Raw genomic sequence first — 26,662 nt, 5'->3', positions numbered from 1 at the left:
ATGTTTGAAATAAGAGAGATAAAAGAAGCTGAATTTGATGAGTTGTTGATACTTATAGATGAACTTGCAGAGTATGAAAATCTTAGCGATGAGATAAAATTTAATAAAATTGAGTTTAAAAAAAATATATTTGAAAAAAATTATGCAAAGTGTTTAGTTTGTATAATAGATGGTAAAATGGTAGCTTATGCTTTTTATTTTATTACATTTTCAACTTTTTTAGGCAAAGCTGGAATTTTCTTAGAAGATCTATATGTTTGTCCTAAATTTAGAAATCAAGGAATTGCAAAGAGTATTTTTTCTAAACTTATACAAATTTGTAAAGATAATGGATTTGGCAGAATTGATTGGGACTGTCTTAATACAAATGAACTTGGCATAAATTTTTATGAAAAATTAGGTGCAAAACATCTGAAAATATGGAGAAAATATAGGCTTTGTGAAGATGATTTTGACAACTTGTTAAACAAAGGAAAAAAATGAAATTTTTAAATATATATCTTTTTTTATTGGCTATGGTTATAGGTATTGAGGTGTCAATTGGTGCATTTTTAGCTCCAGTTATATTTTTCCCACAAAATATAATAGGCGAGGGTGTTTTAACGCATTTTCAAAGTGGTCAGCTTATGAGTAATATTTTTGTGAAATACAACTATGTTTTGCTTGCCGTTAGTGCTATAAGTTTTATTTATGAGATTATAAATTTAAAATTTGATAGTAGTTTTTATAAGAAAGTATCATCATTTGCACTTAGTTTTATTATACTAGTTTTAGCTTTAGCTTTTGTGTTTTATTTCACTGAGTATATTTTGCAAGCTCAAAAAATAGGAGTAGAAGCTACTCAAAATGAGCAGTTTAAACAAATTCATAGTGCAAGCGAACTTGTAATGAAAATAATGATGATAGCGCAAGTTATATTGTTTTTTATAAAATTTCCATGTTTATCTTGCATATCTAAAAAGTGCTAATTTTTACTGAGCTGTATGTTGTCTTTGGCTAAATGAAGTTTTTCGAATATCTCTTCTAAAAGTTTTTGTTCATCTTCATTTAGTTCCATTTTTTCTTTTTTTAAAAGTATTTTTACAACTTCTTCGTTTTTTAACAAATCATTGTCAAATTTTATGGCGTTTTCAACTATTTTCATTACAATAGGATTTTTTAAATTTCTATAATCCATATTTTTATTTCTTTCTTTTGTTATAAAGCTTTATATAAATTTGAAGTATGTCTATAGCTGCTGGAGTAATGCCGCTTATCTCACTTGCTGCAAAAAGCGTAGGAGGAGTGAATTTTTCGAGTTTTTCAACGACTTCATTGCTAAGTCCAGAAACACTTCTAAAGTCAAAATTATCTGGAATTTTTATATTTACCATATCTTTCATACGCTCTACTTCTTTTTTTTGTATATTTATATAAAAATAATACTTCGCTTCTGTTAAAATTTGTTCTAAACTTTCTTCGTCTAAATTTTCAAAAAATTGATCTAATTTTTTTAATTTCTCAAGTGTAAATGTTTTTCTAGCAACTATTTTTTGAAGCGATATTTTATCGCTGATTTTTTCTTCGTCTATGCTTTGTAAAAATGTATTTACATCATTTGTAGGTGTTATTATTTTATTTGTAAGGATATTTAAACCTTGTTCTAAATTTTGTTTTAAATGCAATGTTTTTTGATATGTTTCATCATCTATCAAGCCAAGTTCATATCCGTATGAATGGAGTCTAAGATGAGCGTTATCTTCCCTTAAAAGTAAGCGATATTCTGCTCTACTTGTAAACATTCTATATGGTTCTTTTGTGCCTTTTGTTACCAAATCATCAATCAAAACACCTATATATGCCTCATCTCTTCTTAAAACCAAAGCATCTTTATCCATCAAAGCTAGAGAAGCGTTTATTCCAGCCATTAAACCTTGTGCGGCTGCTTCTTCGTATCCAGTTGTTCCGTTTATCTGTCCTGCTAGATAAAGTCCTTTTATCTTTTTAGTCTCAAGCGTGTGTGTTAGCTCTAGTGGATCTACATAATCATATTCTATAGCATATCCATGTCTTACAATTACTGCATTTTCGAAGCCTTTAACAGAGTGAAGCATAGAAACTTGCACATCATAAGGAAGGCTTGTTGAAAAGCCATTTATGTAGTATTCTGTGGCTTCTTTTGTTTGTGGTTCTATGAAAAGATGGTGTCTTTCTTTGTTTGCAAAACGATTTATTTTATCTTCTATGCTAGGACAATATCTTGGACCAACACCTTCGATTTGACCGGTAAAAAGTGGAGCTCTATCAAAATTTGAGCGAATTATATCGTGCGTGGTTTGGTTTGTATAAGCTATATAACAAGGAAGTTGTGTTGGATTAAAATTTTTAGTTCTAAAACTAAAAGGTTTTATCTTTTCATCGCCGCATTGTTTTTCTAACACAGAAAAATCTATGCTTGAGGCTAATACTCTAGGGCAAGTTCCTGTTTTTAACCTACCCATATTTAATCCGAGTGATTTTAATGAGTCTGAAAGTGATGTTGAAGCTAGCTCACCAACTCTTCCTGCTTTTAATTTGTTAAATCCAACATGGATTAATCCATTTAAGAAAGTTCCTGTTGTTATGATTAGTTTTGTTGTATTATAAACATTATTAAGATGAGTTTTTATGCCTATTATTTCATTATTTTTAGTTAAAATTTGGGTTGCTATCTCTTGAGTTACTGATAAATTTGGGGTACTTAAAAGTAAATTTCTCATATAAACTCTATATCTATCCATATCTATTTGAGCTCTTGAGCCTCTAACAGCTGGTCCTTTACTTTCATTTAATACTCTAAATTGTATACCACATTTATCAGTTGTAAGTCCCATAACTCCGCCAAGAGCATCAATTTCTTTTACAAGATGTCCTTTTGCAAGTCCACCTATTGCAGGATTACAGCTTGTTGCACCTATTTGTTCTGCTAAAATAGTTATAAGAAGAGTTTTTTTACCCATATTTGCAGCTACCATACTAGCTTCTATTCCAGCATGACCGCCACCAATAACGATTATATCATAATTCATAAATTTCCCTTATTCTAAAAAACTTAGATTATACTACAAAATTTATTAAATTTACATCCAGTCTAAAACTTGATTAATTTCTTTTGCTATGAAAGTTTTTATTGTGTTATTAGATGTTGTTTTTAGCGGAGCTATAGCATTTTTAAATTTTTGTATGCTTGCTTCTTTTAGTCTTATATCTAAGTTATAAACATCTCTGATTTCTCCATTTAAACTAACTTCTCCTATAAAAATAGTTTCTTTGCTTATTGGTCTATTTTTAAAGCTACTAACTATTGCAGCAACCACGGCAAGATCAGCTGCTGTTTCGTTTATCTTAACTCCGCCTATAACATTTATAAAAACATCATAGTGTCCCAAAGGAAGTTCTATTTTTCTCTCAAGTAAAGCTAATATCATATCAAGTCTGTTTCTATCATATCCTGTTGAGCTTCTTTTTGGGTATGAACTTTCACAAACCAAAGCTTGAATTTCTACTACTAATGGACGAGAGCCCTCCATTATGACAGTTAGAGCACTTCCACTTATTGCTTTACCTTTTGTGAAAAATTTACTAGATATATTTTTTGCTGGTATTAAGCCGTTTTTGACCATCTCAAAAATCCCAACTTCACTAGTTGAACCAAATCTGTTTTTAAATCCCCTTAATATTCTAAGTTCTTTACTTGCATCTCCTTCGAAATATAGCACAACATCAACCATATGTTCAAGCACTCTTGGTCCTGCAATACTACCTTCTTTTGTTATGTGTCCAATGATAAAAATGCATATGTTTTGTTCTTTTGCTATACGCATTAACTCAAATGTAATTTCTCTTACTTGTGAAACGCTTCCAGGAGCTGAGCTTATATTTTCGCTATAAAGCGTTTGAATGCTATCAACTACTATAATTTTATACTCTTTATTTGCTAGCTCAGATTTGATATTTTCAAGGCAAATTTCTGTTAATAAAAATAGATTTTGATTTATAGCATTTAGTCTTTGTGCACGCATTTTAATTTGACTCTGGCTTTCTTCGCCACTTATATATAAAACTTTTCTATCATTTTTGCTTAAATTTGAAGCTATTTTTAAAAGCAAGGTCGATTTTCCAATCCCAGGACTTCCGCCAATAAGCACCAAAGACCCCTCTACAACACCTCCTCCTAAAACTAAATCAAGTTCTTCATCTTCTGTGCTAAGTCTTGAAATTTTTTCTATCTCAACTTCACTGATAGGTTTTGCTTTTGAAGTGTTAATATGAATTTTAGAAATTTCTTTTAAAGCTTTTATTTGATCTGCTTTTAACTCTATAAAACTATTAAAAGAACCACATTCAGGGCATTTTCCAAGCCATCTGTTTTGTTGATTACCACAATGCTCACACTCAAATATTGTTGTTTTTGTTTTTGCCATTTAAATTTCTTTATTTTTTGATTTATAAATTTTATCAAAATTTATTAATTTTTTGATTAATTTAGATTTTATATAAATATTTTTAAGTATTTTGTATTTTTTTTGATAAAATTGAGAAATAAATTTCGTTATTAAAATTTAAGGAGTATTTAAATGGGTTTTAAACAGAAAATTTACCTAATTTTAGGTATTTTACTTGTTTTGGGGTATGGCATATTTAGTATATTTAGTTATATAAATACCAAAAAACATACAGAGAAAAATAACTTGCAGATCTTTCTTTAATAGTAGAAAACAACAAAAATTACGCTCAGAATTGGCTTAATAATATTGAAAATTCTTTAGATGTTACTGCTAAAACAATAAGTAAATTTGAATCATCCCAAAGGGATGTAATAATGGATCATCTTATTACAAATAAAGATACAATAAGAGCGATTGGAACATTTGTTGGCTATGAAAATTTAGATTATATAGTGAGTTCTGGATGGATACCACCAGCTAGTTTTAATCCTACTAAAAGAGGCTGGTATGTTGCAACAAAAAATGCTCAAAAGTCAGTTATTACAGATGTTTATGAAGATGCTGGAGCTAAAAGATTGGTTATATCGGTAACTGCACCAGTTAATAAATCATCAAAATTAATTGGTGTTTTAAGTACTGATATATCTCTTGATACAATCACTAATCGTGCAAAATCAATAGAAATTTCTGGCGGTAGAGCGTATTTCTTAGATAAAAATGGCTTAATTTTAGGCTACCCTGATGAAAAAATAGTTGGTAAAAAACTAGTAGAAACTTATCCTGAGATAAAATCAATCATAGATCAGATGTATCAACAAGAAAAAGGTGTATTAAAATACAAATTAGATGGTAAGTCAAAAATGCTTATTTTTGACACTATTAACAAAACAGGTTGGAAAGTTGCAGCTGAGATAGATGAAGAAATAGCATATGAAGAGATAAATTCTACATTTAGAAATTCTCTTATATTAAGTATATTTAGCATAGTAATATCTTTAGCAATAATTATATTTCTACTATATATCCTCTTCAAACCTCTAAACCGTTTAGGACTTATGATAAAAGATTTAGCAGTTGGAGAAGGTGATCTTACAAAAAGAGTTGAGATTAATGGCAAAGATGAGATAGCTAAGATTGGTAAAGATGTAAATACATTCATACAAAAAATTCAAACTCTTATAATAAATTCAAAAGCAACAAGTTCTGAAAACGCTTCTGTTGCAAATGAACTATCTCAAACATCACTTGCAGTTGGAAAGAAAGTTGAAGAAGAAAGTGCTGTTGTAAATAGTGTAACAAAAGATGGTGAAAAGATATTAAATAATATTAATAATTCAGTTGAACATGCTGAAGAGAATTCAAAAGAGTTATCAAAAGCAAATGATAATCTTGAATCTATAAAAAATGAGATGGTAAAACTAAACTATGTATTAAGTAATATAGCTCAAAAAGAAATTGAACTATCTAAAAAACTAAATCAAACAAGTAGAAATACAGAAGAAGTTAAAACTGTTTTAACTGTTATAAATGATATATCAGATCAAACAAATCTTTTAGCATTAAATGCTGCTATTGAAGCAGCACGTGCAGGAGAAGCAGGAAGAGGATTTGCTGTAGTTGCTGATGAAGTTAGAAAACTTGCTGAGAAAACTCAAAAAAGTTTAGATGAGATAAACACAACTATAAATTTAGTAGTTCAATCTGTTAATGATGCAAGTTCTCAAATGGATGAATCTACAAAAAACATAACAGATCTATCCGAAAATGCAAAAAGTTTAGAAGATGTAGTAAATAAAAACGCTCTTATAATACAAGAAAGCATTAACTCTAATATACAAAGCGTAAAAGAGTATAAAGAGGTTTCTAATAATATTAAAAATATCATAAACAAAGTAAAAGAAGTTGATTCTATTACAAGTGCAAATGCTAGAAGTGTTGAAGAGATAGCAAGTGCAAGTGAACATCTATCAAATATGACTTCTAAACTTGATAATGAGCTTGGGAAATTTAGGGTGTAATAAAATATAAAATATATGTGGCTAAATAAAAGCCACATATAATGAATTATTTTTTGGAACTTTTTTCTTGTAGCATTTCATCAAAAATATTAAAAAGTTCTATGGTATATTTTTCTGCTTCTTTGAAATTGTCTAAAATTTGATTTTTATTTTCGCTATTTGAAAAATCTTGTATAGATTTGTTTATTAATTCGTGAACCATTTTATGAGGTATTTCTATTTTTTCAAATGCTTTTGTATCGCCAAAGTTATCTTTTCCGTTTGCACTAACCCATTTTCCAAGACGACAATGTAAATGATCGCTTAATTGATTTAAATTTTCAGATAAAATTTCTCCATATCCGCCAACTTTAAACAAAACATGATCAAGTTTTACTAGGGTAATAAAAATTTTATACATAATCTCCATAGCATCATTGCTTACAATTTTTGAATCATTAATTAATTCTTTAAATTTATCATAAAATTTTTCCATATTTGAATTTGATTCCATAGCAGTTTCTTGGACAGATTGGCTGTGTGTAAACATTTCGTTCGAATTTTGTTTTAAAATATTTATGTTTAATTCAATCTCGCTTGTTGCTTTTTGGGTTTTCTCAGCTAGTTTTCTAACTTCATCAGCAACTACGGCAAATCCTCTTCCAGCTTCTCCAGCCCTTGCAGCTTCTATAGCAGCATTAAGTGCTAAAAGATTTGTTTGATCTGATATATCTTTTATTAAATTTAAAACTGTTGAAATTTCATCAACAACTTTATGTAATTTATCTGCGATAGAATATGCTTCATTTGATGAACTTGAAATTTGTTCTAATGACGATACAACGCCTTCAAAGACATCTGATAACTCATGTATGTTACTGGAAATTTCTTTACTTTTTTGGTCAATTTCTTTAGCATTTTCTAAATTTGATTCCATATCTTTTTGAACAATTTTGACATTATTAAATGTCATATCTTGAAGCGATTTGGAAATTTGCGTTTTTATGGATTCATCTTGGTTTATTTTTTGCGTATCGCGTTGCTCTGTTACTTGTGCTTTTAACGCAGAATTTTCATCACACAACTCTTTAATTTTACTATTAAGAAGCTCTATTTCTTGGTTTAGTTTCTTAACTACATTTTTCTCAAACATGTCCGACCCCCCCCCCATTTTTATATAAATTTATTAATAAGTTACAAAAATGAAATTATATCTATATTAAAATTATATTATTCTTAAATTTAATATTTTATATTTTATCAAATATTAAGAATAATCAAAAAAAAACAATATTGATTAAATTTAATATAATTTTAATATTAATAAATATAAAATAACAGATTATTTTCAAAAATGGAGAAGCCTATGACAAAGATTAGTAAAAAGCAGTTTTTGGTTATATCGCTTATGCTATTTTCAATGTTTTTTGGAGCAGGAAATTTTATATTTCCGCCAATGCTTGGAAAAGAAGCTGGTATAAATGTATATGAAGCAATTTTGTTTTTTTGCGTTACTGGGGTAGCTTTACCAGTTCTTGGAATAGCAGCTGTTGCAAAAAGCCATACTATGGATAATCTTGTAAGAAGAGTAGATCCTTATTTTGCAATGATTTTTACTATTTTAATTTATATTACCATAGGACCAGCTTTTGCGATACCAAGAGCTGCAAATATGCCATTTGAAGTTACTATAGCCCCTTTTATATCTACTGAGAATCAATCAATTGGGCTTTTTATTTATACTCTTATATATTTTATAATAAACTACTTGATATGTATAAATCCTAGTAAAATGGTTGAAATGCTTGGAAAAATACTAACACCACTTATGTTAATTTTGATTGTTTTTCTATTTATATCAAATATTATTAATCCAATAGGGGAATTTGGACCCGCTGTTGGAAAATATGCATCGCATCCTATTGCATCTGGGTTTTTAGCAGGTTATGAGACTATGGATGCCCTTGCTTCATTGGTTTTTGGTATAGTTGTGATTAATGCTATAAAAAATCTTGGATTAACAAACAATAGAGTTATAGTAAAATCAACTATAAAATCAGGAATTTTAGCCGGTGCTATACTAATGTCTATTTATATGATGCTTGCATATATTGGTGCTAGCGCGTCTTCATTGTTTCCTGATGTAAAAAATGGTGCAACACTGCTTTCTAATATCACAAATCAGCTTTTTGGTCGGTTTGGAGTGTTTGTTCTGGGAGCTATATTTTTACTAGCTTGTCTAACTACAACAGTTGGACTTATATCTTCAGCTAGTGAATTTTTCTCGGGTTTAGTTAAAAATACAAGCTATAAATTTTGGGTTATAGTTTGGTCTTTCATTAGTTTTTGTGTTGCAAATGTAGGTTTAAATGCTCTTTTAACATATAGCATACCTGTATTAATAGCTCTATATCCAATAACTATAGTTTTAATAATCTTAGGTTTGATCAATAACTTTATAAACTCATCTAAACTTATTTATAGAACTTGTGTTTATGTTGCAGTAATAATAGGTGTTTTTAATGGATTTGATACAGCTGGTATAAAAATTCCTTTGATTTCTGAAATTTTTGCAAAAATACCTTTTTATGATATAGGTCTTGGTTGGATAATACCAGAAATTTTATGCCTTATGATAACTTATATAATGCATCTTTTTAGAAAAAAAGATGGAATTTAGTAAATTCAAGGGAGTTATGCTCTCTTGAATTATTCAAATATACTTTCTAATATAGAATCAACAAAATCTTGTGCCCTAAACTCGATAATGTCGTCTTGTTTTTCTCCTGTTCCTATGTAAAGTATAGGAAGCTCTAGTTCTCTTGCTATGCTAAAAAGTGCTCCGCCTTTTGGAGTTCCATCGAGCTTTGTTATAATTACGCCATCAAGTTTTATTATCTCATTAAATGATTTTGCTTGAGAAAAACCAGCATTTCCTTGAGTGCCATCTAAAACTAAAATTTTTCTATGTGGTGCTGATTGCATAGCTTTGGAGCTAATTCTAACAATTTTTTCAAGCTCATTTGCTAGGTTTTTCTTATTTTGTAGCCTTCCTGCTGTATCAATTAAAACATTATCAATTTTTTTTGCTATTGCAGAGCTTATAGTATCGTAAGCAACTGCAGCAGGATCGTGACCTTGTGCAGAAAATACTATAGGGGTATTGATTTTATTTGCCCATAACTTTAATTGCTCAACTGCTCCTGCTCTAAATGTATCGCAAGCTCCAAGCATAACTTTTTTGCCATTATTTTTATACAAATTTGCAAGTTTTGCTATAGTTGTTGTTTTACCAGCTCCATTTACACCCAATATTAATTCAACAAATGGTTTTTCGTTGTATGTATCTTTTTTTGGATATAAAAAATATGTAAGCATAACTCTTTTTAAATCATCTTTTTTTACATTATCGTTTGGTGGAAGATAGTAGATTATTTCTTCAACTATTGAGTAATTAACATCTGCTTCAAGTAGCATATCTTCTAAAACTTCTTTTGAAATTATTTTATTTTTAGGTTTTGCACTATTGATTACACTAAGTGTTTTTTTAAGAAAGTCAAGCATTATAATAAAACCTTATTTATATCTGAAATCAACATTTCTCTTGGAACAAGACCAAGATATCTTGATATATATTTTCCATTTTTATCATAAAGCATAGTGTATGGAACACCGCTTATCCCACCAACTGCGTTACCAAAAAAGAAATTTGACTCACCGCTTGATATTTCGTAATTTATATTGTTTTGTTTTATAAATTCATTCACTTCTTCTTGTGTTTTTTCCTCCATTAAAACACCAACAACTACAAGATTATCTTTAAACATATTTTGTATTTCATTTAGATGAGGAATTTCTGATTTACAAGGCGGACACCAAGTTGTAAAAAATGTAAAAAGTATAGCTTTATCGTTATTTTCTATCTTAAATCCATCTTCATTTTTTTGCATTGATAGAAGTTTTTTATTTTGTAAATTTAATAAAAAAGGTGCAGTATAATCTTGTTCTATTATCGCTGTTTGGTTACTTTCTTTTAAATTTGAATTTTGCTTATCATCTTGTGTTTTTTTATCGCATCCATAAAAAAATATAATACAAATTAATGTTATAATTAAAAATCTTAATTTCATATAGTAAGTTCCTTATTATTTTTTTGGAATTATTATATTATAAAGTAAATAAAATGTGTGTTAAAAAAGATAAAAATAGTTTGAGAAAATCTATAAAAAAAGATTTATCTAAAAGAGTTAAAATTAGTGCAAAATCTACTCATTATAAAATGCTTGAAAATCTTTTAAATTTAATAAATTTTATCTGTGCTAAACGAATTTTAATTTTTTTACCTTTACAAAGTGAGCCAAATTTATACAAAATAATGAGATATATGCGTAGAAAATATGAATTATATGTTCCATTTATGTTAAGTAAAAGTTTAAAAATGGTAAAATTAAGACAGCCATTACACATTAAGCGTTTTGGTGTCAAAGAACCGAATTTTTCAGGTGCTTATACAAAAAAAATAGATCTAGCTATAGTCCCTGTTGTTGGGGTTGATATGGATTTGGCTAGAATAGGACATGGAAAGGGATTTTACGATATGTTTTTTTCAAATTTAAATTATCGCCCAATCATAGTTTTTATAAGCATAAGCAACTATTTTATTAATTACCGTGTATGTGAAAAACACGATATAAAATGTGATTTTTATTTAACCCCTACTAAAATTTATTCTAAAAGAGGATTTAATGATAGATATTTTAATAGGTTTAGGAGCAGGTGTAATCGGAGCAGGTGGAGGTTATTTAGTAGCTAAAAAGATAAATGATGCTAGTCATGAGATATATGTAGTTCAAGCTAAAGAAAAAGCAAAAGCCATAGAAAAAGAAGCTGAAAAAAAGCTAATGGAATCTGATCTTAAGGTTCAAAAGGCTGAGTTTGAGGCTAGAAAAAATTATGAAGATAAAAGTTATAAACTTCAAAAAGAATACAATCTAAAATTTGATGATATTGCTAAAAAAGAAAGTATTTTGCAAAGCGAACAGCAAATTTTAAAAAATACCAAATCTGATTTTGAAAAAGAAAAACAAAATTTAGAGAAACTCAAAGAAGAAAATTTAGGTCTCAAGAAAATTTATGAAGAAAAACTAGCTCAATCTTTGCAAATTCTTGAGCGTGCTGCAGGAATGACTCAAGAGGAAGCAAGATATAATATATTAAAACAAGTTGAAGAAAAAAGTAGAGCAGATATCGCTCATATAGTAAGAAAACATGAAGAAGAGGCTAAAAAAGAGTCAAAAAGAAGAGCAAACTATATATTAGCTCAGGCCACTACGCGTTTTGCTGGAGAATTTGCTGCTGAGAGACTTATAAATGTTGTAAATATAAAAAATGATGAACTAAAAGGTAGAATCATAGGAAAAGAGGGCAGAAACATTAAAACTTTAGAGATGGTTTTAGGTGTTGATGTTATCATTGATGATACGCCTCATGCTATAGTTTTAAGTAGTTTTAATTTATACAGAAGAGCAATTGCAACTAAGGTTATAGAACTTTTAGTAGAAGATGGTAGGATTCAGCCTGCTAGAATCGAAGATATTTATAAAAAAGTTTTTGATGAATTTGAACAAAGTGTGCAAGAAGAGGGCGAAAATATAGTTATGGATCTTGGTTTGAATGGCATACATCCAGAGATAGTAAAACTTATAGGTAAGCTTAAATTTAGAGCAAGTTATGGACAAAATGCCCTTTCTCATAGTTTAGAAGTAGCACATTTAGCTGGAATCATAGCTGCTGAAACAGGTGGAGATGAAAAGCTTGCTAAAAGAGCAGGACTTTTGCATGATATAGGCAAGGCTTTAACACACGAGTATGAGGGGAGTCATGTTGATTTAGGGGCTGAGATTTGCAAAAGATACAAAGAGCATGATGTTGTCATAAATGCTATTTATGCTCACCATGGTCACGAGGAAGCAAATAGTATTGAAAGTGCGGCAGTTTGTACAGCAGATGTCCTTAGTGCAGCAAGACCAGGTGCTAGAAGAGAAGTTTTAGAATCTTTCTTAAAAAGAGTTGAAGCTATAGAAGAAATAGCTAAAGGAAAACACGGTATAAAACAAGCTTATGCCATAAATGCGGGTCGTGAAATAAGAGTTATAGCAAACGCCAAACTTATCAATGATGATGAAGCAGTACTTGTGGCAAAAGAGATAGCTGATGAAATTCACGAAAAAGTCCAATACCCTGGTGAAATAAAAGTTAATGTTATACGAGAAGTTAGGGCTGTAAATTATGCTAAATAAATTATTTTTTCTAAACAAAATACTGCTTTTTTTATTTTTTATAACACCGCTTTTTGCGAATAATGAATTATTGCTAAATGCATCAAATTCTTATGTTTTGGTAATGAAGGAAAATCAAAACGCACCAATAAAACAGCTTTATGCTCAAGCTCAAGCTATAGTTATATTTCCAAAGCTTACCAAAATAGGTTTTATAGTAGGTGGAATGGGTGGAAGTGGTGTTATGATTATCAAAAATGGTAATGAAATTTCTCATATAAAAAATGTTAAAATAGGCGGTGGAAGTCTTGGGCTTCAAATTGGATATGATAGTAGTTCTCTTGTTTTGTTTATTTTAAAAGATAGTATAGTAAATGATATATTAAATTCAAAATTTACAATAAGTTCTGATATTTCTGTTTCTTTTGGAGATTTTGGGAAAAAATATAGCAGAATTAGTGATATTAAATTTACTAATGATATTTATGCTTACGCTAATAATAGTGGATTTTTTGCAGGAGCTAGCTTTAGTGGAGCGATTATTAGCTTAGGCGATAAATTCGGTTATTCAAAAGATTCTTATGCATACTCATCTTTGATAAAAGCTTTTTTGAAATTCTAAGGTGTAAAAATGCAAGATATGTTAACTTCTTTATCTACATATGGATATTTTATTTTATTTTTCTACTCTCTTGGTGGTGGTATGGTTGCTATTATAGCAGCTGGTGTGCTTAGTAGTGTTGGTAAAATGGATATAACTTTAAGTATATTTATAGCAATTCTTGGAAATATAATAGGAGATAGTATCATTTTTTATCTTAGTAGATACAATAAAAAAGAATTTTTACCATACCTAAAAAAGCAAAGGCGAAATGTGGCACTTTCACAAATTTTATTTAAAAAATATGGCAGTTTTATAATAGTTATTAAAAAATATATTTATGGTATAAAAACAATTATACCTATTGCTATTGCTTTTACAAAATATCCATTTTATAAATTTACTATTTTTAATATAATTGGTTCTATTGTATGGGGGATTAGTTTGGGATTGCTAAGTTATTTTATGGGAGATTATCTGATACAATCTTATGAAAAATTAAAAGAATATCCATGGATAATGCCACTTTTTATATTTATGATATTTTTTATAATAATTGTGTATTTTAAAAAAGCTACTAAATCAAAATAATTTATTTTTTAGAGTATAAATTTATACTCTAAATTTTTATATTTCTTTAATTGTGAATTTTTTCTTTAAAATAATCATCTATATTAAAGTAATATTCGCCACTTCTGCTTCTATATGTAATCATGCTTTTATCAAATTTATCAACGCTACTTATACCCATTATTTCCATTATTGTTTTTAAACTATCTAGTAATCTATTGTGATAATTTGCAATGTGTTCTGACTTTTCATTTATAAGATACGAAAATCTTTTTTTCTTATCTTGTGTTGCCATACCAACCGGACAAGTGTGTTTTCCAGCACCTGCACAAACTCTAGCTCTAATGCATCCGCCACTCATCATAAAGCCTCTTGCAATTCCAGCCAAATCAGCTCCTAAACACAATACTATAGCAACATCATCTGGTGTTAGAATTTTGCTACTAGCTATGATTTTTATATCATCTCTTAATGAAGTATCTTTTAACTCTTTATCTACTATATATAGTGCGTGTGCTATGCTTAGCCCAACAGACTCCATTAGTTCTAGTGGTGCAGCACCGCTTCCGCCATCGCCACCATCAATGGTTATAAAATCTGGAAGCATTTTTCCATCTTTTTTACGCTTAGCTAAATTTTGGCACATTTTTTTGATTTCATTAATGTCTGAAACGACTATCTTAAAGCCAACTGGCTTATCTGAAAGTTTTTTTAGTTTTTCGATAAAATCAAACAATTCATCATGTGTTTTTGCATATGGGAATCTATTTGGGCTAAAAAGATCAACGCCTTGAGGAACACCGCGATAATAAGAAATTTCAGGTGAAATTTTAGTTCCAAGCAGTTTTCCTCCTGTTTGCTTTGCGCCTTGGGCTATTTTTATTTCAGTTGCTTTGCAAAATTTCATTACTTTTTGATATCTAAGTTCATCAAAGTTGCCATTTTCATCTCTTACACCATATAATCCTGAACCAATTTGAAATATTATATCTGCCACATCATCTGGTACATTTTGTGGAAATGCTTCTATAGGAGCATCCCAGTTTATTCTATAAAATTTAAGGCTCTCTTTGTCTAAAACAAAGCTATCTTTTGCCTTACCTTTTAAGGCTAAATCTTTATATTTTCTTGAAGCAACGGTGTGGTTAAATAGCTTTTTATACAAATGATAGATTTTTTTAGCACTTTCATCTGGATTTATTACTTCTAAATATTTTTCTCTCTCTAGTGTTAGTTTGTGTTTAAAAAAATAGTTACTAGTAAGTGAACCCTCGCCTGTATTTATAGGAAATTTTCCTTTTATTGCGCCAAGAGAAAAAGCTCTTGTTGCTTCTGGACTTAAGGCACCATCACTCATGGCTGATCTAACTATAACAGATTTTGTCGTAAATGGTATTTTACAATCTTTGTTTCCTATATTAATGCTAAAATTATTGCTAACTTCGTTTTTGTTTAAAACGCTTGATGAGTGTTTTAACATAAATCTACTTCCGTCATATGCCTTTGAAACACTAAAAGACATAAGTAGATTATCTCCTTTTGCGGCTTTATAGACCCAATTTATCTTATCTCTAGATTCATAGAAATTTTCTTCGGCAAAATACTGCCTAAGCGGCTCTCTTAAAATTTCAAAAAGATATCTAAATCTGGCAATAACAGGATAATTTATAAGTAGAGCCGATTTCCTTTGAACATATCTATCGTAGACAAAAAGCATTACTATGCATAAAATAATTACAAAAAACAAAATTTGTAAAATAATCATCACATATTCCTTACAAACAATATATTTAAAAACATATAATTATATTGTAATAAAATTTATTTCACCTAAAAAATAAATTTTAATTTTCCCCATAACTTTCACATCTTTTCAGCTCACTTTAAGCAATATTTCTATACAATTCAATTTCCGCTTCGCAGAAAAACCTTTTAAAAAGATCTTTTTTGTTGTTAAGTGTGTTTTTTAAATTAATATTGTTAAACATTTTTAGTCAATCTTTGAAATCTAAACAAGTGATCGATTGAGCCATCTATTTTTAGGCTTTCTTTGGAAAGTAAAAAGTAGTAAAAAATATAATTATTAATAATAAAGATTAAAATATCAAATTATTAAAAAATAAAAAGTTTTTAGATTAAAACTTCATATAAAAGCGTGATTAAATTTCTTTAAGTTATTTAGAAATTTATACAAACACCTTAGATTTATCATTATATGAAAAACTAAGTTTTTCGTAAATGTATGTAACTTTAGGTGGGTGTAAGAGAGTAAAACTCCTACACGCAGAACGGACTTTGTTCGTTTAAGTAATAAATATGGAGAGTTTGATCCTGGCTCAGAGTGAACGCTGGCGGCGTGCCTAATACATGCAAGTCGAACGATGAAGTCCTAGCTTGCTAGGATGGATTAGTGGCGCACGGGTGAGTAATGTATAGCTAATCTGCCCCATAGAGAGGAACAACACTTAGAAATGAGTGCTAATACCTCATACTCCAATTATACATAAGTTTAATTGGGAAAAGTAGCTCTTAATAATATATATCAAAGATAATTTATAAATAAAAAATCATAAATATAACAATGAGTTTTTTTAAAGCTTTATATTAATAAAGCAAAAAAAGCAAAGTAGTTAGATTTATTTAGTTTTTAAATATTTTTAAACATAAACAAATTTAATCATAATAATTAAATTTAAATTATCACTAAATTTCTAAACCATCATTTAGAAATATCTTAATATATATTATTAAGAGCTTTCGCTATGGGATGAGGCTATATTGTATCAGCTAGTTGGTAAGGTAATGGCTTACCAAGGCTATGACGCATAACTGGTCTGAGAGGATGATCAGTCACACTGGAACTGAGACACGGTCCAGACTCCTACGGGAGGCAGCAGTAGGGAATATTGCTCAATGGGGGAAACCCTGAAGCAGCAACGCCGCGTGGAGGATGACACTTTTCGGAGCGTAAACTCCTTTTCTTTGGGAAGAATAATGACGGTACCAAAGGAATAAGCACCGGCTAACTCCGTGCCAGCAGCCGCGGTAATACGGAGGGTGCAAGCGTTACTCGGAATCACTGGGCGTAAAGGACGCGTAGGTGGATAGATAAGTCTCTTGTGAAATCTAGTAGCTTAACTACTAAACTGCTTGGGAAACTATCTATCTAGAGTAAGGGAGAGGCAGATGGAATTCTTGGTGTAGGGGTAAAATCCGTAGATATCAAGAGGAATACTTATTGCGAAGGCGATCTGCTAGAACTTAACTGACACTAATGCGTGAAAGCGTGGGGAGCAAACAGGATTAGATACCCTGGTAGTCCACGCCCTAAACGATGTATACTGGTTGTTGCTATGCTAGTCATGGCAGTAATCCACCTAACGGATTAAGTATACCGCCTGGGGAGTACGGTCGCAAGATTAAAACTCAAAGGAATAGACGGGGACCCGCACAAGCGGTGGAGCATGTGGTTTAATTCGAAGATACGCGAAGAACCTTACCCGGACTTGATATCTAACAAATCATCTAGAGATAGAAGAGTGTCTGCTTGCAGAAATGTTAAGACAGGTGCTGCACGGCTGTCGTCAGCTCGTGTCGTGAGATGTTGGGTTAAGTCCCGCAACGAGCGCAACCCACGTGTTTAGTTGCTAACAGTTAGGCTGAGCACTCTAAACAGACTGCCTTCGTAAGGAGGAGGAAGGTGTGGACGACGTCAAGTCATCATGGCCCTTATGTCCGGGGCGACACACGTGCTACAATGGCATATACAATAAGACGCAATATCGCGAGATGGAGCAAATCTATAAAATATGTCCCAGTTCGGATTGGAGTCTGCAACTCGACTCCATGAAGCCGGAATCGCTAGTAATCGTAGATCAGCCATGCTACGGTGAATACGTTCCCGGGTCTTGTACTCACCGCCCGTCACACCATGGGAGTTGATTTCACTCGAAGCCCAAATACCAAATTGGTTATGGTCCACAGTGGAATCAGCGACTGGGGTGAAGTCGTAACAAGGTAACCGTAGGAGAACCTGCGGTTGGATCACCTCCTTTCTAGAGTACAATGAATATTTCTCACAAAATATTCATCAAAGGAAAATTTTAGATTAGTATATATAAACTAATCTACTCAATCATCCTTGTTTAGTTTTCAGAGATTGATCTTAATAAAGATATATAGTGCTAAAAAGAAATTATATAATTTAGATTTTACTTAAATAAAAAATAATTTATTTTATTGTTTAAAGCTATCTAAAACAGAATATGTGAGCTTTGCACAATAAAAAGCAAACTGCTTTGCTTTTTAATTGATTACTGTTGTGAGCAAAGCGAACCAGTAAGCATACTGCGTGCATTTGAGTTTATTTGCATAAGAAAATATATAAATATGGGGAATTAGCTCAGCTGGGAGAGCGCCTGCTTTGCACAATAAAAAGCAAACTGCTTTGCTTTTTAATTGATTACTGTTGTGAGCAAAGCGAACCAGTAAGCATACTGCGTGCATTTGAGTTTATTTGCATAAGAAAATATATAAATATGGGGAATTAGCTCAGCTGGGAGAGCGCCTGCTTTGCACGCAGGAGGTCAGCGGTTCGATCCCGCTATTCTCCACCATTTAGATAATACAGAACTGAATATGGAAAACAGATTAAAGAAAATATCCGTTATCTGCACTCAGACATCCGTATTTGGTAAGAGGGCCTATAGCTCAGCTGGTTAGAGTGCACCCCTGATAAGGGTGAGGTCATAAGTTCAAGTCTTATTAGGCCCACCATTATATCATTAATTAGTTTTTAGTGCATTGTTATAATAAAAATGTTTATAATATTTATATGCTTTAATTTTATCTCGTGAATAATTTGTAATTCCAAATAAAAAATATTTCTATTTATTTCCTTTAAGTAAATTTCATGATATTTATATAAATAATTAATTTAATTTATAATTTTATATTTTTTACTGATTAAATATTAAAAAGTGGTGATACAGCAATCTTTATATGGTGTTTTAATACTGCGTAAATATTATTTAAAGTTTTAACTATGATAGATAAAAAACAAGTTAAATTTGCAGATTTATGCATGGATACATAATGCCAGTAAATCATTTAGAAAATTAAGCCAATAAAATATTAAATGATAAAAATATGCTGGATAAAAAAATGCTATAGTGTGGCAAAATAAAACATATAACGGAAGAAGCGATAAGATGTCATTAAACTTTTTGGACTATCATCTTGTCATTTTTGTTGTAGAATAGAGATTGTGTCTGTTTTAGGTGGAAAAGAAGATATAAATGGCGTAAAGATGAGAAACAATTTATCATTAATTAAAGATGAAACTATAAAACACATTGATAAAATGAGATTTGAATGATATGCAAATAAAAAACTTTTAACCACTCTAAAACATTCCAAAACTAAGCATAAACAAAGCAGAAACTATAAAAGCATTAATCACATCACAAAAATGCACCTCATATAGAACAAAAATCATAATGTAACCAATTATTATAATGATTAGTGGTTTTTGAAGATAGGAGATTATTTGTATAATATTTTAAGCTAATAATAAAACTAGAAAAGTATTTTAATTTTAGACAAAATGGAGATAATCAAGTTGAAATTTTCAATATTTGCTTAGATATAACACATGGGCTATTTAGAGTAATGCTTATGATGAGAATTTATTTGTATAATTTAAAACTATTAATAGTTAAATTGTATGGATTTATGATTTTAAAAAACTAAGCGATGAGACAATTAAAAAGCGTAAAGCACTAAATATTTTCAATGATTTTCAAAAATCTATTATTTTTAAGTTCAGATTGTAAAACTTCTTCTAGTAGAAAAGAGTTTATAATTTATATTTTAGATAAATATGAATAGCAAGAAATGGATAAATTTGAAGACTTTTTATATACAATAAATTATATAAAATAACATAAATAATTAATAAAATATTTGAGATAATTATTGAGTGTTGCATGAATTAAAAGATATTGCCTTAATTTATAAACTAAAAAGTATTTTTAATAAGCAGCTAAATTCTATAAAAATTTCAAAATATAGATATTTAAATCTTGATACAGGCAAGAATAATCTAAAATATGGTTTTGATGATTAATTATTGCAACGAAATTAATGGGTTGGTTTTATAGTTGGAGAGATTGTAGACATAGCTCCTTCTGTCATTTGATTTTTATTAAATGTTTTTAATTAATTTTTATCTTTTTTAATTTTTAATTCAAATCTACAAGTATTTATAATATATCTCATCATCAATCAAAAAAACCGTATTATCATTAGTATGATATCAGCTAGTATTTTTTATTTAGCTTATTTTCAAATCTTGCTAGTATTTATTCTTTATATATAAAATTTCTTTTTATCACTCTTGTTTTTATATCTATTTAATTAGAAATTCTTTTATTTTAAATATAAAAAGATTATACGTTTTGACAAAACGCATTATGTTTCAAAATCCATAGGATTAAATTTAAACATCATCTTTTCGGTATTCTTTTTCATAATCAAATTTTAAAGATAATAGATTTCCTTGCTCGTTTAGGATTTCTTGATATTTATCTTGACAGCTAAAACAAGTATCTACTAAATAACCTTTTGTGTTTTCGTATTCTTTTAAACCTCTATAATAAAATAATTTATGTTCATCATCAATAATAAAAGGCGTTATATTATTTTTCAAACATTCTTTAAACATTATTAATCTGCCTGTTCTTCCGTTGCCGTCTTCAAAAGGGTGTATACTCTCAAATTTATAATGAAAATCTATAATATCTTCTATGACTATATTTTCTAAAGAGTTATATAAATTTAATAATTTTTCTATCTCTTTTTCTACATCTTTTGGGTTAGTTGTTTTGGTATCTCCTATAAAGTTTACTCTTTTTTTAAAATCTCCTATAATACTATCTTTTGTATCTTTTTTTACTATAGAATGTATATTTTTGATAAGTGCTATGTCTAGTGGTTTATTATAATTATCTAAAATAAAATCAAATGCTTTAAAATGATTTTTTGTTTCTATAATATCATTTATTTTTATAATCTCGTCTTTTTGGGATAATAAAGAATTTGTTTCATAAATATATCTAGTTTGGTCTTTGCTTAATTTACTGCCCTCTATTCTGTTTGAATTATATGCAAATACTATCTGTGTATAATGATAAAGTCCATTTTTAATGCCGTTATTATATTCATCAAGTAAAATTTTTAATGCCAAATTTTCATTCATTATTTATCTCCTATTTTTTCTTAGATTTGATTTTTCTTTCCATTCGTTCATAAGTTTGGCTGTTGTTTTCTCTCTATATTGTCTTTCTAGTTCTCTTATTTCTCTAACTTATTTTTTTAGCTCTAAATTTAACTTTTAAAGCGTTTAAATAGTCTGATTTCATATTTACGATTTTATAAGACCTTTTTCTTATACGCTCTTTGATTTATCTTTTTTCAACTTCTCTTTGTTCTGTTTTGTTATATTTTTAATTTCAATGTCTGCTTTAAATTTCAAAATAAATTTTAACCCATAGCAAAACCAGTAAAAACCATCGATACACCCAGTTTCAAAATCCATAGGATTAAATTTAAATCTGATTATACCTTTTTTTGCTACTTTTTTTCAATACATTTCAAAATCCATAGGATTAAATTTTAACGAACAGGGGGCTTATGATAGCACAATGTCAGCCTCCGCCTGGATCGGAGTAATTACCAGTTTAAAAAGTGATTATGGAAGAGTGTTTAACACCCAAACTCCTACAATATCAATGTGGGAGACAGTGCAGAGAAATAAATTTATCTTTGTAACACTTCCTACTATGGCAAGTGATACAACTCCAAAACAGCTAGGAAAGCTAATTCTAGGGCTTATTAAAGGGGTTGCTGCCGAAAAAGCAAAAAATGCGGACGAGCCAAAAATTCCTTTTATTTGTTGGTTTGATGAGATAGGAAGTTACATTATCGAGGGTTTTGGTAGACTTATGAGTAAATCAAGAGCTTTAGGTATCACAATCATACCTATTTTTTCAGTCTCCGTCTCAAATAGACGCAGTTGGAAAGGTTGTTGGTAGTGAGAGCTTGGAAAGACGTGAAATTTTTGATACCACTGGAACGCATATTTTGATGAAAAACATTAATCCTGAAGCAACTGAGCTATATGCAAAAATGGTAGAAGAACAAAAATTTATAGATATGGAATACTCCGATAGAAGAGAGGGCGTAAAAGGGCAGATTGGCACGGAAGATAGGTATAAGGTTGAAAAAGAACCAGCTATCAAGCACGAGCAGGTAGTCGGAATGAATAACGGCGAAATGCTAGTATTTAATGACGGCAAAATGTATAGGGCAACGGCAACTACTGAAAGCAGTTTGGCAAGATATGGCAAGAAGATATCATGTGAGTTAAAGAAAATGGAAGAACCTATACCGATAACCGAGTATATACCGAAAAAACAATTTATAGCCGATACATATAAGCTTTATAAGAAATTGCAAATGGATAAAAAAGGTGGCGTGATGATAGAGATTAAAAAAAATTGTAATAAGGAGAAGAGTATGAAAAGGTTGGCTTTATTTAGTTTAGTTGTAGCAAATTTGGCATTCGCAAATCCTCTAGATGAAGTTGGTAATACTATTGACGGTGTTACAAAGCAAGGGCAAGACCTTTACAATCAAGGTAAAGGCATTTATGATAGCACGATAGGTAAGGCTGTGGGTGTTTTGGATAGTATTTTAGGAGGTAGCTTAAGTGGAATTAATAGTAACCTCGATAAGCTAAATAAAGTTTTGGATAAAGTGCAAGGAAGCCCAATAGGGCAATGTTATACTATCCCTCAAGCTAAACTTGATATTTGTAGCTTAATCCCTGATATGGAAGCTGGTTTTGATGTGTGTAGTCTAGCACCAAATTTACCAGGACTACAGAAGAAAAGTAAAAGGATGTCGCAGGACACAAGTCCTTTAAAAGCTTTTTGTGAAAACAAAGAAAAATATACTGGAATAGGTGGAGTTGGAAACACTGATACCAGCATACTTACTGGTGGTAGCTCAGAAGATAAAAAACCCTCTTATGATATGCCAGGCGGAAAGGGTAGCCTTGATAGGATAATCAAAACTAAAAGTTCCGCAAATACCGCCCTTATGCAAAACGACCAGTCAAAATTAAATTTAATAAAAACTGTTGGAGACGCAAAAGGTAAAAATTTAGAAGATGTTACTATAGAAGATGTAGTGGCAACCGCCCCTAAAGATATAAAAGAATATACAAATAAACGAGATATTTTAGTTAATGCAGAGATAAAATTTAGTATAGAAAATTCCCCTTATAGGTTTGCTAAAAAGCTATCAAATAAAGTAGGAAAAATTAGTGGTAATGACCCTAGTTCTATTGTTAGTAGTGAAGTAAATGAGGCTCATAGGGCTTTAACAACTGAAACAATTGAAATAATGAAAAACGAACTATCAAGAGCTTTTAATGATGAGTTTTTAGCTACTCCTACAAGAGAGTATATTGATATTTTAAGGCAAGATATAAAAGTTAAAAATGTTGAAAAAATAAATAATCAAATGTTGTCTGAGGCAAATATTGTTAAAGATATTAAAGCTAATCTTGAAAAGAAAAAAGACCTTATCTCCTTAACCGCTGAAAAAGTAGTTATTATGAATACGGTGTTTGATGTAGCTAGTGCAAGAGCTGAAGTCGAAGCACTTATAAGATAGGAATTATAATGAAAAAAGTTGTTTTACTTTTAATGGTTTTTATGGGTTTTGTATTTGCAGACCCTAGCGAGACTGAAATTTTTATGGAAAACGATGAAACGATCGCCACTACTTGTAAGCCACAGTGTAGAAAAGTAAGTAATAAATTTGTTGCTCTAGTTACAGCGTTTGACCCTAAAAGTGGTATTACTCAATGTAGCATTTATCCAAGAGATGATTTAAGAGCCTCTTTAGGGTTAAACGCCAATACTAAAAATAAAACTTGTATCGACCAAACAAATCAAACAGTTCCTATGAGTGGTTTATCAAGCTATAATAAAAAATATGACGCTTCGGATTTAAAATACCAACCAGGGCAACTAACACTTACAAAATTTCTAGCTGGAATGGTAACGCTTGACCCTAGTTTAATTGATTTTGAAAGAACTAAGGTAACTGGAGTAATAGAGCTTAAAAATCCTACGGCAATATATGGAACAAATATAGCAGAGGTAAAAAACAGAGAAGAAATTACAGCAACGGCGGATAGTTTCAATAAGGCTAACTTGGCATATTATGGCAATATATATAGCAATATGAGCCGTGTGTATTCCGCTTTACAATATATGCTTTTAGTCGTTATAGGAGGTTTTTTCTTTTCAGTTATGGCTGTTAAAAATTTTAACAATAAGATTGAAAGAGCAAATGAAAATCAGAAAATTTTAAATACTCTTTTAGTGCCAGTAATTGTGTTTGGAACATTTTTTATCCCTATCCCTGAGGATAGTGGAATGAATGCAACGCCTATCCAAAAGATTATGAGGGCTGGTGCAAGTTTAAGTAATGATTTTGCAGATAGAGCTGGTGTGTTTGGAAGTGAAAGTTATATGCAAAAGCTTTACGGTAGTGTAGGTGCTTATACTGTAGATAAAGAAAAAGCACTTGAAGAGAATAAAAAGAACTATGTAAATATCATAAAAGCTTATGAGCTTGGGTATAAAGAGTGTAAAGAGAGGTTTCCTAACATAACTAGTTTTTTAAATCCCTCAGACGGGACAGATATGTTAAATTTGGATAAGAAAAACGAGAAGTATCATTTTTCAGGATGTCGGTTTATAGAACATAAAATGAGAGCTTTTTATACTCTACAAAGACAGAATGATTTAATGCTTGGAGCAGTTAAGAAAAATATTAGAAACAATGAACTAGAGGCTACTTTAAAGCAGATTAATGAGGGTGTCAATAGTAGAAATAATGAGCTTGGTTGGATAAATTCTACTATTATTCCAGCACTTGCGGTCTTGGTTGAAAATATATCTGTTGTAGAAGATAACTCGGTTGCCTCTCAGATTGTAGAGGATAATAAAAATAATATTGAGAGGTCTAGCAAAGATAGAGCAGATGAAAATATGATAGAGCGTAATAAAGATAGTTGGTGGAGCTGGGGTGCAAATGTAAAAGATAAAATGGATGTGGTAGCTGGAGATACTGTCGGCTGGATTATGGGTAAAATGACTTATATGATTTTGCCTGGTGCTGGAGATGTAGTCAATATGCTTTCAGTAAAACCAGAGACAGCTGAAAAAATAGCAAATTTTATACCTTTTGGAAAAACCGCACTTGGTAAAATAGCCATTGAAAAAGTTATCTCGTTTGCTTCATCAGCTTTGGCAATAGTTATAGTGGTAGTTTTATATACATCTATATTAAACTACATCCCATTAACTGTATCAATAGTTGCAAGTGCCTTAGCATTCTTGGGTTATATTATAGAGTTGACTAAGTATTTTTATATAGCACCGTTTGTTACGGCTTTTTCGCTAACTACTGGCAGGACAAATAAAGTAGCGGATTTTCTTGTAACTGGTATAGCCTTATTCTTAAAGCCAGTGCTTATAGTTATTTTTATATATTTTGCACTGTTTATATATGGCTTGTTTAATGATATTTTTATGATGTATGCAGTAGAACAACTTAGTATGATAATGGAAATTCAAAATCAATTTTGGATGACAGTTATGATTGGTGTTTTTGAGATACTTTTAAAAATAGTTGGTGCTATAGGGTCAGTGTATATTATGTGGAAATTAATAATACACGCTCCAGCTTGGGTATTTAAAATGATAGGTCTTAATGATAGCAATGCAAGTTTTGCAACAGAGCAGTTAGGACAAAGACTGGAAAAATATAGCTTCCAGCTATAATAAAAAATAGTAGTTGATTGCTATTTTCTTATATTCTATATTAAGAAGATAGCAATTTAGACAAAGAATATGATATAATTAAGATATTAAAAGCATAAGGAGAAATAAAATGAAGAGGTTAAGCTCAATTGGGTTAGCTGTAGCAATCTTGACAAATTTTGCATTTGCTGAGGAATGCACTCCTGAAATGAGAGCATTGACTAATTGTAAAATTACTAAACCCTCTTATGATATGCCAGGCGGAAAGGGAGATTTAAATAGAATTCTTGATAAAACTCCACGTGATGTAGGTTATGATGAGGGAATGATAAAGAGAGCCAAAGCAAGATACAATAAGTCTCTTAAAGATTTAGACAAAGCCAAAAAAGAGCTTGAGATAGCAACCGAAAGTAAAAACACTCAAAAAATAGAAAAAGCCAAAGAAAATTTGCAAGAGAAAGAAAGAGATGTGGAACTTTATAAAGCTAAAGTAGTTGATTTGGAAGCTAGAAAAAAAGAAGCAGAGAAAAAGGAAAAGTAAGAGATGTCTTATTATTAGAGCTAAACATGGCTCACGTAGATTTAGGAGGAATAAAATGAGGCAAGAATTTATAAGTTTTCATCTTGATATACCAAAAGAACGTGAAGATTTGGTAGATTTTGCTAGGTGGCTGGTTAGTAAAGTTAATAATATAAAAAATTCAGTTGATACAAAAAATGTTGATAATGAAGTAGAAGAAAAATTGGAAAAAGCTAAGGATTTTATAGGTGTTATTAAGGGCGTGGATATAACGAACGAGCAAATCAAAGAGGTTAGGGCGTTATCTAGGTTAAGGGCTTAGAATGT

General features: G+C 30.2%; 21 protein-coding genes, 2 tRNA genes, 1 rRNA gene and 1 pseudogene. 16 read left to right on the top strand and 9 right to left on the bottom strand.

What is annotated here, in order from left to right:
- The gene (locus CSPB_RS04570) at positions 1-483 is read left to right on the top strand and encodes a GNAT family N-acetyltransferase (RefSeq protein ID WP_089193332.1); all 483 of its coding nucleotides are present in this window, start codon (positions 1-3) and stop codon (positions 481-483) included.
- Positions 480-968, top strand: a complete 489-nt coding sequence (locus CSPB_RS04565; protein ID WP_089193331.1) for a DUF4149 domain-containing protein — start codon at positions 480-482, stop codon at positions 966-968. Before CSPB_RS04570 ends, CSPB_RS04565 begins: the two co-directional genes overlap by 4 nt.
- On the opposite strand, the gene CSPB_RS04560 is transcribed toward CSPB_RS04565, so the two are convergent.
- From CSPB_RS04560 to radA, 3 genes are read right to left on the bottom strand one after another with little or no spacing between them, the layout of a single operon-like run.
- Complete coding sequence (locus CSPB_RS04560; protein WP_033916626.1) at positions 965-1,177, bottom strand: hypothetical protein; 213 nt, start codon at positions 1,175-1,177, stop codon at positions 965-967. The genes CSPB_RS04565 and CSPB_RS04560 overlap by 4 nt on opposite strands.
- Positions 1,178-1,181: 4 nt before the next feature.
- Positions 1,182-3,047, bottom strand: a complete 1,866-nt coding sequence (gene mnmG, locus CSPB_RS04555; protein ID WP_089193330.1) for a tRNA uridine-5-carboxymethylaminomethyl(34) synthesis enzyme MnmG — start codon at positions 3,045-3,047, stop codon at positions 1,182-1,184.
- 51 nt (positions 3,048-3,098) lie between these two features.
- The gene (gene radA, locus CSPB_RS04550) at positions 3,099-4,442 is read right to left on the bottom strand and encodes a DNA repair protein RadA (RefSeq protein ID WP_089193329.1); all 1,344 of its coding nucleotides are present in this window, start codon (positions 4,440-4,442) and stop codon (positions 3,099-3,101) included.
- Between the two features lie 284 nt (positions 4,443-4,726).
- On the opposite strand from radA, the gene CSPB_RS09170 reads away from it, so the two are divergent.
- The gene (locus CSPB_RS09170; RefSeq protein WP_256363473.1) at positions 4,727-6,484 is read left to right on the top strand and encodes a methyl-accepting chemotaxis protein; all 1,758 of its coding nucleotides are present in this window, start codon (positions 4,727-4,729) and stop codon (positions 6,482-6,484) included.
- A 46-nt stretch (positions 6,485-6,530) separates the two neighbouring features.
- Here CSPB_RS09170 and CSPB_RS09090 read toward each other — a convergent pair whose 3' ends face one another.
- Together CSPB_RS09090 and CSPB_RS09085 are read right to left on the bottom strand one after the other, a co-directional pair.
- Positions 6,531-6,884 carry a CZB domain-containing protein gene (locus CSPB_RS09090; protein WP_228841957.1) on the bottom strand — a complete coding sequence of 118 codons (354 nt, stop codon included), beginning with the start codon at positions 6,882-6,884 and terminating at the stop codon, positions 6,531-6,533.
- A gap of 60 nt (positions 6,885-6,944) precedes the next feature.
- A pseudogene (locus CSPB_RS09085) lies at positions 6,945-7,208 on the bottom strand (methyl-accepting chemotaxis protein); the annotation flags it as partial.
- 621 nt (positions 7,209-7,829) lie between these two features.
- On the opposite strand from CSPB_RS09085, the gene brnQ reads away from it, so the two are divergent.
- On the top strand, positions 7,830-9,143 hold the full coding sequence (gene brnQ / locus CSPB_RS04535; protein ID WP_228841956.1) for a branched-chain amino acid transport system II carrier protein: 1,314 nt from the start codon (positions 7,830-7,832) through the stop codon (positions 9,141-9,143).
- Positions 9,144-9,172: 29 nt separating this feature from the next.
- On the opposite strand, the gene ftsY is transcribed toward brnQ, so the two are convergent.
- Positions 9,173-10,027, bottom strand: coding sequence for a signal recognition particle-docking protein FtsY (gene ftsY / locus CSPB_RS04530; protein WP_089193325.1), 855 nt, complete (start codon positions 10,025-10,027; stop codon positions 9,173-9,175).
- Positions 10,027-10,593 carry a TlpA family protein disulfide reductase gene (locus CSPB_RS04525; RefSeq protein ID WP_089193324.1) on the bottom strand — a complete coding sequence of 189 codons (567 nt, stop codon included), beginning with the start codon at positions 10,591-10,593 and terminating at the stop codon, positions 10,027-10,029. Before CSPB_RS04525 ends, ftsY begins: the two co-directional genes overlap by 1 nt.
- Positions 10,594-10,646: 53 nt before the next feature.
- On the opposite strand from CSPB_RS04525, the gene CSPB_RS04520 reads away from it, so the two are divergent.
- The 4 genes from CSPB_RS04520 to CSPB_RS04505 are packed head-to-tail and all read left to right on the top strand — an operon-like array spanning position 10,647 to position 13,933.
- A complete protein-coding gene (locus tag CSPB_RS04520) occupies positions 10,647-11,276 on the top strand; it encodes a 5-formyltetrahydrofolate cyclo-ligase (RefSeq protein WP_033916618.1) in 630 nt (209 codons plus the stop codon).
- On the top strand, positions 11,209-12,762 hold the full coding sequence (rny, locus tag CSPB_RS04515) for a ribonuclease Y (protein ID WP_089193323.1): 1,554 nt from the start codon (positions 11,209-11,211) through the stop codon (positions 12,760-12,762). Before CSPB_RS04520 ends, rny begins: the two co-directional genes overlap by 68 nt.
- A complete protein-coding gene (locus CSPB_RS04510; protein ID WP_089193322.1) occupies positions 12,752-13,363 on the top strand; it encodes a lipid-binding SYLF domain-containing protein in 612 nt (203 codons plus the stop codon). Before rny ends, CSPB_RS04510 begins: the two co-directional genes overlap by 11 nt.
- A gap of 9 nt (positions 13,364-13,372) precedes the next feature.
- Positions 13,373-13,933: a DedA family protein gene (locus CSPB_RS04505; RefSeq protein ID WP_089193321.1), complete on the top strand. Its 561-nt coding sequence runs from the start codon at positions 13,373-13,375 to the stop codon at positions 13,931-13,933.
- A gap of 46 nt (positions 13,934-13,979) precedes the next feature.
- On the opposite strand, the gene CSPB_RS04500 is transcribed toward CSPB_RS04505, so the two are convergent.
- Complete coding sequence (locus CSPB_RS04500; protein ID WP_089193320.1) at positions 13,980-15,677, bottom strand: FMN-binding glutamate synthase family protein; 1,698 nt, start codon at positions 15,675-15,677, stop codon at positions 13,980-13,982.
- A 548-nt stretch (positions 15,678-16,225) separates the two neighbouring features.
- Between CSPB_RS04500 and CSPB_RS04495 the strand changes: the two genes are divergently transcribed.
- From CSPB_RS04495 to CSPB_RS04485, 3 genes are all read left to right on the top strand, one after another.
- Positions 16,226-17,967 (top strand): 16S ribosomal RNA (locus CSPB_RS04495).
- Between the two features lie 485 nt (positions 17,968-18,452).
- Positions 18,453-18,528, top strand: a tRNA-Ala gene (locus CSPB_RS04490).
- Between the two features lie 83 nt (positions 18,529-18,611).
- Positions 18,612-18,688, top strand: a tRNA-Ile gene (locus CSPB_RS04485).
- 1,723 nt (positions 18,689-20,411) lie between these two features.
- On the opposite strand, the gene CSPB_RS04480 is transcribed toward CSPB_RS04485, so the two are convergent.
- The gene (locus CSPB_RS04480) at positions 20,412-21,170 is read right to left on the bottom strand and encodes a Fic family protein (protein WP_089193319.1); all 759 of its coding nucleotides are present in this window, start codon (positions 21,168-21,170) and stop codon (positions 20,412-20,414) included.
- A 544-nt stretch (positions 21,171-21,714) separates the two neighbouring features.
- On the opposite strand from CSPB_RS04480, the gene CSPB_RS04475 reads away from it, so the two are divergent.
- From CSPB_RS04475 to CSPB_RS04455, 5 genes are all read left to right on the top strand, one after another.
- Entirely contained in the window at positions 21,715-22,005 is a 291-nt protein-coding gene (locus CSPB_RS04475) for a hypothetical protein (protein ID WP_151899141.1), read from the top strand.
- Positions 22,006-22,012: 7 nt separating this feature from the next.
- Positions 22,013-23,653 (top strand): hypothetical protein, encoded by a 1,641-nt coding sequence (locus tag CSPB_RS04470; RefSeq protein ID WP_089193317.1) that lies wholly within the window; start codon positions 22,013-22,015, stop codon positions 23,651-23,653.
- 8 nt (positions 23,654-23,661) lie between these two features.
- Entirely contained in the window at positions 23,662-25,836 is a 2,175-nt protein-coding gene (locus tag CSPB_RS04465) for a hypothetical protein (RefSeq protein WP_089193316.1), read from the top strand.
- A gap of 109 nt (positions 25,837-25,945) precedes the next feature.
- Complete coding sequence (locus tag CSPB_RS04460) at positions 25,946-26,356, top strand: hypothetical protein (protein WP_089193315.1); 411 nt, start codon at positions 25,946-25,948, stop codon at positions 26,354-26,356.
- A 55-nt stretch (positions 26,357-26,411) separates the two neighbouring features.
- A complete protein-coding gene (locus tag CSPB_RS04455) occupies positions 26,412-26,657 on the top strand; it encodes a hypothetical protein (protein WP_089193314.1) in 246 nt (81 codons plus the stop codon).
- Positions 26,658-26,662 lie beyond the last annotated feature (5 nt).

It is taken from the genome of Campylobacter sputorum, from assembly GCF_002220775.1.
GTDB lineage: Bacteria > Campylobacterota > Campylobacteria > Campylobacterales > Campylobacteraceae > Campylobacter_F > Campylobacter_F bovis.
The sequence above is the reverse complement of the archived record's forward strand: the minus strand, read 5'-3'. Positions and strand labels throughout refer to the sequence as shown.